This is a genomic window from Intestinibacter sp., from assembly GCF_034113885.1.
Taxonomy (GTDB): Bacteria; Bacillota; Clostridia; order Peptostreptococcales; family Peptostreptococcaceae; genus Intestinibacter.
This window is the reverse complement of record NZ_JAXEWM010000206.1, coordinates 1-5,190: the sequence shown is the minus strand read 5'-3', so window position 1 is coordinate 5,190 and position 5,190 is coordinate 1. Positions and strand designations below refer to the sequence as shown.

General features: G+C 27.5%; 6 protein-coding genes and 1 pseudogene. All 7 read right to left on the bottom strand.

Translation table 11 applies throughout. The features are described 5' to 3' along the window. Positions 1 to 757, bottom strand: a pseudogene (locus SPD90_RS12695) (hypothetical protein); the annotation flags it as partial. A 12-nt stretch (positions 758 to 769) separates the two neighbouring features. Beyond that, positions 770 to 1,261 carry a VanZ family protein gene (locus SPD90_RS12690; protein ID WP_320925469.1) on the bottom strand — a complete coding sequence of 164 codons (492 nt, stop codon included), beginning with the start codon at positions 1,259 to 1,261 and terminating at the stop codon, positions 770 to 772. Positions 1,262 to 1,439: 178 nt separating this feature from the next. After that, positions 1,440 to 2,021 (bottom strand): ethanolamine ammonia-lyase reactivating factor EutA, encoded by a 582-nt coding sequence (locus SPD90_RS12685; protein WP_320925468.1) that lies wholly within the window; start codon positions 2,019 to 2,021, stop codon positions 1,440 to 1,442. 209 nt (positions 2,022 to 2,230) lie between these two features. Next, positions 2,231 to 2,728, bottom strand: a complete 498-nt coding sequence (locus tag SPD90_RS12680; protein ID WP_320925467.1) for a GNAT family N-acetyltransferase — start codon at positions 2,726 to 2,728, stop codon at positions 2,231 to 2,233. Positions 2,729 to 2,735: 7 nt separating this feature from the next. Continuing rightward, positions 2,736 to 3,017, bottom strand: a complete 282-nt coding sequence (locus tag SPD90_RS12675) for a hypothetical protein (RefSeq protein ID WP_320925466.1) — start codon at positions 3,015 to 3,017, stop codon at positions 2,736 to 2,738. A gap of 137 nt (positions 3,018 to 3,154) precedes the next feature. Continuing rightward, on the bottom strand, positions 3,155 to 4,108 hold the full coding sequence (locus tag SPD90_RS12670) for a DMT family transporter (protein ID WP_320625438.1): 954 nt from the start codon (positions 4,106 to 4,108) through the stop codon (positions 3,155 to 3,157). Positions 4,109 to 4,236: 128 nt separating this feature from the next. After that, positions 4,237 to 5,190: helix-turn-helix domain-containing protein (locus SPD90_RS12665; RefSeq protein ID WP_320925465.1), on the bottom strand; the 954-nt coding region annotated here is incomplete at its 5' end.

Genomic DNA, 5,190 nt, shown 5'->3' with positions numbered 1-5,190 from the left:
CTATAAATGCTGAAATCTCCTGTCTTTTATGTATTTCTGTATATAGCATTCCACTTACTATATCGCCACCAAAGTAATTCGCTACTGATGGGAAGCAGTAGACATATCCCTTTATAGGAATATCAATTTCTTCAGCCTTTATAAAGCTAGTTTGATTAAATACTGGTGTATAAGGTGTTTGGAATATAGTCCATGGATCTATATCAAGTAAAAAATGAATCATTGTAGTGTTTCCTGCTACTGTCATAATACTTACATCTTCTCCTGTTATGCCAGTTTTTTCTTCTATTATATCAATTAATTCCTTAAAAGTATCTGTTGTCGCTTTGTGTATTTCGTGTAATTTTTCTTTTGAATTTCTAGTATAGAATATTCTATTTAATATATCTTCTCCAAAGGCAATTTGCTTGTTAAATATACTTTCTTCTGAAATTATATCTCCTGTCTTTAAATCTACTAATCTCATAATTACAGTTGTGCTTCCCAAATCTACGCACAATCCATAATTTCTACTTGTTGTATCCCCTGGTTCAACATCAGTAACTACCCAATCATAATCGCGTTTTACTAATGTAACAGTTATCTCAAAATTAGCCTCTCTGCACATAGGATATAATTTTTTTATTATATTATAAGGAATAGTGACATTATCGTATTTTTCCTTTAGCGCTTTAAAAATTTTATCTCTATCGCTTTTTCTATTTTCGTTATTTGGCATTTCTAATTTTAAAAATATTTTTTCACTTAACGCATTCATTTATTTCAACTCCTATCTTGGTATAGATTTTTTTAATTTATTTTTTATTATATTAAATACTACAACTACAGTTATCCCAAATAATACTCCACAGCTATCGATTACCACATCTCTAAACTCACAAGCACGACCTGGCACAAAATATTGGTGGATTTCATCAGAAACTGCATATAGTACTGATATCAAAAATGCAGCTATAAACTCATTCTTGAAATTAAACCTTTTTAAATATATAGATTCTACAAAGCAAAGACCTCCTAATACGGCATATGCACTAAAATGAGCTCCTTTTCTAACTATAAATTGCATGTCTTCTACTATATTATCTTGAATAGATTTATCTAATCCTCTAAAATTCGAAAAGAATGTATTTAGAACATCGTATGTAAATCCCCCACTTATATTCGAGGATTGTGTTGCATTCTTAGCTGACATACTAAATATAAATGCCATCCATAAAATTATAATTATCGCTAAAATAATTATTTTCACTTTATCCTTCATTGCTTCACCTACCGATATAAAATTTATAATACTTCTAAACTATTATATCACTTATTTAAAAAAATAACTGAGCTTTTACATCGTAAATAACATAAAAGCTCAGTTATAATATGGTTATTAGCAATTAATTTTTATTATACAGTAATGTATAAAATTTTATATCAACTGTATTGATTTATTAGATATTGCAATTATTAATTTCTTGATATAACAACATACCTAGATTTCCATCCATAAATACATCCTCTTGTTTATCGGCAAAAATATATTTTGAAGCAATTCCCGTAAATATAATTATATTTGGTGAGAAATCCTCTTCAAATGATTTTCCACCGTTGATTACCATCTTAGAAAATCCCCAAGAATAATCATTTAGATGAATTGTAGTAATCATTATATCTGCTAATATTTTACAAAGACCTCTAATTTTATCAACATCAGTGATTTCACCTTCTTGTAAATTTATATTGTAAAGTCTGGCTAAGTCCCTAATATCATTATTTAGATAAGTAATTATATTACTGTTTGAATCTATTTTTACTTGATCCACACCGATATTAAGACTTATAGTTCCTTTTGATTTCCCGTTTTGATAAAGACATACAGTAGTAACCTCGTCTTTTATATTAATTCTAGCAATAGAGGTTTGTCTGTCGCTTGATAAATTAGATAAATTAATAGTATCTATGCTCTTATCTGACACAAGAAATCTTGATCCTTCGCTTTTATCAATAACCATATTGACAAACTTTTCATTCATAATTTTTCCCCCTAAAAACATAAAGAGACACCCTAAAATACTAAGATGCCCCATTGCAAACTAATTTTAACCCTAAAATAATTTATATATTAAAATATAAATTTTATGCTTCTATAATAAATAATTTTCAAAAATTTGTCAATTTTATAACATTATTATTTTATAATATTTAAATTTTATGTATACAATATACTATATATAGATTTATATTACTTATTTTTAATCATAAAGTATGCATCCCATTCTTCATCATTATATTTCAACATAGCTTTTTTTCTCGATTCTACCTTGAAGCCTACAGATTCATAGCATTTCTTAGCTACTGGATTCACCTCAAAAACATTCAATGTAACTCTATCCACATTTAAAATATCAAAAGCATATTTTGTTATTAAATTAACAAGTTTCTTTCCATATCCTTTTCCTCTTTGTTCTGGATCTACTACGATAAATCCAATATGAGCACTATTAGCTTTATAATCAACATTTTTTATAGCTACATGACCTATTGGTATTCCAACTTCATCTAGCATCATAAAAATCCATCCATTTTCATCATCCTCAAATGTCTGTCTATGCTTAGACAATTGCTTTTCATCTAATGGATATTTGTAAATTCCCGCACTCCACATATAAAATTTTCTCTCATCGTCAAACCATCTTAATAAATATTTTTCATCTGTTTTTTTATATGGTCTCAGCCTCATATTAAAATTATTCTCCCTTCGAATTTTTAAATTTAAATTTTTTAATTTTCATTTTATTTTTGTACTTTGATTTTTTTGCTTTTCTAGCATTTTTATATTTTGCTTTTTTTATTTTCGCCTTTCTCTTGTTTTTATATTTTGATTTTTTTCTTTTGGTCTTTTCACTTTCCTTTATCCTTGCAGTTTTTTCATCTTCATCTTCGAAAATTCTAATCGCTCCATAAGTTAAAATAGCCATCATCGCTATTTTACGACCTGTATCTAAAGTTTTTTCAATTATATCCTTCATAGTAAAACCTCTTATTTTAATTAAAATATTTATCTGTAAAATCCTTATTTAACATTATAACATAATACAAAATATTCATTCCAAGTTAAATATGCATATTAAAAAATCCTCTAAAATTCTAGAGGACTTTTGGTATATTATTTATATAAATTTTCAGGAGTAAATATAGAATATCTATTTTTATCTTTAAAAATATGTTTTATTTTGCTTAACTTACTTGTTGTAAAGCTCAACTTAGTCTCACAAATAATTATTCCTATAAAAATCACAACAAATCCCGCCAATAGCTTAGCTGTTAAGACTTCATTGTAGAATAATATAGAAATTATAACACCAAACACAGATTCAAGACTTAAAATAATAGATGCTGATGTTGAATTAATTTTTTCTAAAGCTACTACTTGAATTAATAAGCATAAAGCTGTAGCAAATACACCTAAATAGATTATTCCTAAAACTGCGCCTTTAGTATAAACTACTGGCATATCTTGTTTAGCTATTACAACTGCCCATCCTAAAACTGCCACTACTGCTATTTGTAGAAAGGCAAGAATTGTAGAATCGTTGCCCTCTTTGCTTGAAAACTCGGCTGTAAGCATAATATTTACAGCATAGAAGAAAGTAGATACTAAAATAATTCCATCACCTAATGTGATTTTAGCTCCTTTTTCAATAGAAACAAGCGCTACACCTATTACGCATATAATCGCTGATATTACACTATATTTATCTGGTTTTCTCTTGAAAACTGCCCAAGATAAAAAAGGCACCATTACACAGAATGTAGCTGATAAAAAGGCACATTTACCTGCTGTTGAACCGTATTCCATTCCTAATACTTGTAGATAGTATCCTCCAAATAGCGCAACCCCCATCATAATTCCGTGTTTCAACTCTGTTTTACTCATATTTTTTATCTTTTTAAAATAAACTACAAATAAAATAATTGTAGCTATCGTAAATCTAGAAGCATTTATAAATGCCGATGACATTGTATTTGTAGCATCTTTTATAACGACAAATGTACTTCCCCATATGATAGCACATAATATTAAACAAACTTTATAAAATAATTCTCTGTTATTTTTCAATCTAACCACTCTCCTTTACAATTATCTGATGAGATAATTATATAAAAATAGAGAGATTAAGTTTTTGTATAAATTTAAATTTTTTCGTAAAATTTTTGTAATAATTACAAACATCTTCATATGAACTTCTATATATTTTGATATATCATATATAACTTTACTCCAAGTGATAACTGCTCATAAAATTCAAACTCTGAATTTTTCATTCCAAATATATCTTTTAATTTGCTAATTCTATATCTAACTGTGTTTTCGTGAAGGTTTATTATTTTTGCAGTTTCCTTTATATTTCCTCCTGATTTGATGTAAGCTATAGAAGTATCTAATAATTCTGTATTGTACTTCTGATCGTATTGTTTTATTTTCCCAACAGTCTCATTGTAAAAACTCCTCATATGGCTATCACCATAAGATGGCATCAATATCTTATAAACACCTATCTCATAATAATATTTTTTATTTTGTTCTTCTATAGAGGCTACCCTCATAGCATACATAGCTTCCTTAAGTGCCAAATTTAATTCATCTATATTTTTGTGAAAATTACTAATTCCTATATAGTAATCACTTAAATTTATAAATAAACTAGACATTGCAAGACCGACTAATTTATTAAAGTCAATATCATTTTTTTCTCTATGCTTATCTTCATAGGTATATACAATAAATATAGCTCCATGGTATCTATATGCCGCATGACTTATTCCCAAATCTCTATTTAAAGTATTTATTATACTAGATAAACTATTTTCTTCTATATATTTCTTAGGTTTTAAGCATATAGAAAATAAATTGTTTTTAAAAGAAATATTAAAATCCTTCGCCATATTTTTTACGCTGGATTTATCGAGTTCTTCCTTCAATAAAATCCTTATCTTTGCCTCTTTAAAGCTCATACTGTTTTTCTGTTTGTTTTTGTCGTAAATTTCAGTGACTATATCTTCATAATAAGAGCCTTTTTTATCGAACATAAAAATAGGGAAATCCATATCATTTGCGTATTCTATAACTTCATCTGGCAAAACATCGTAGTAGATATTTTTGACTGCCAAAGCCCCCACTCCATCTGAAACTAAACCCTT

Bases quoted from the DNA above. Each gene is read 5' to 3' on its own strand.
- SPD90_RS12690 (WP_320925469.1), bottom strand. From the start codon at position 1,261: ATGAAGGATAAAGTGAAAATAATTATTTTAGCGATAATTATAATTTTA.
- SPD90_RS12685 (WP_320925468.1), bottom strand. From the start codon at position 2,021: ATGAATGAAAAGTTTGTCAATATGGTTATTGATAAAAGCGAAGGATCA.
- SPD90_RS12675 (WP_320925466.1), bottom strand. From the start codon at position 3,017: ATGAAGGATATAATTGAAAAAACTTTAGATACAGGTCGTAAAATAGCG.
- SPD90_RS12680 (WP_320925467.1), bottom strand. From the start codon at position 2,728: ATGAGGCTGAGACCATATAAAAAAACAGATGAAAAATATTTATTAAGA.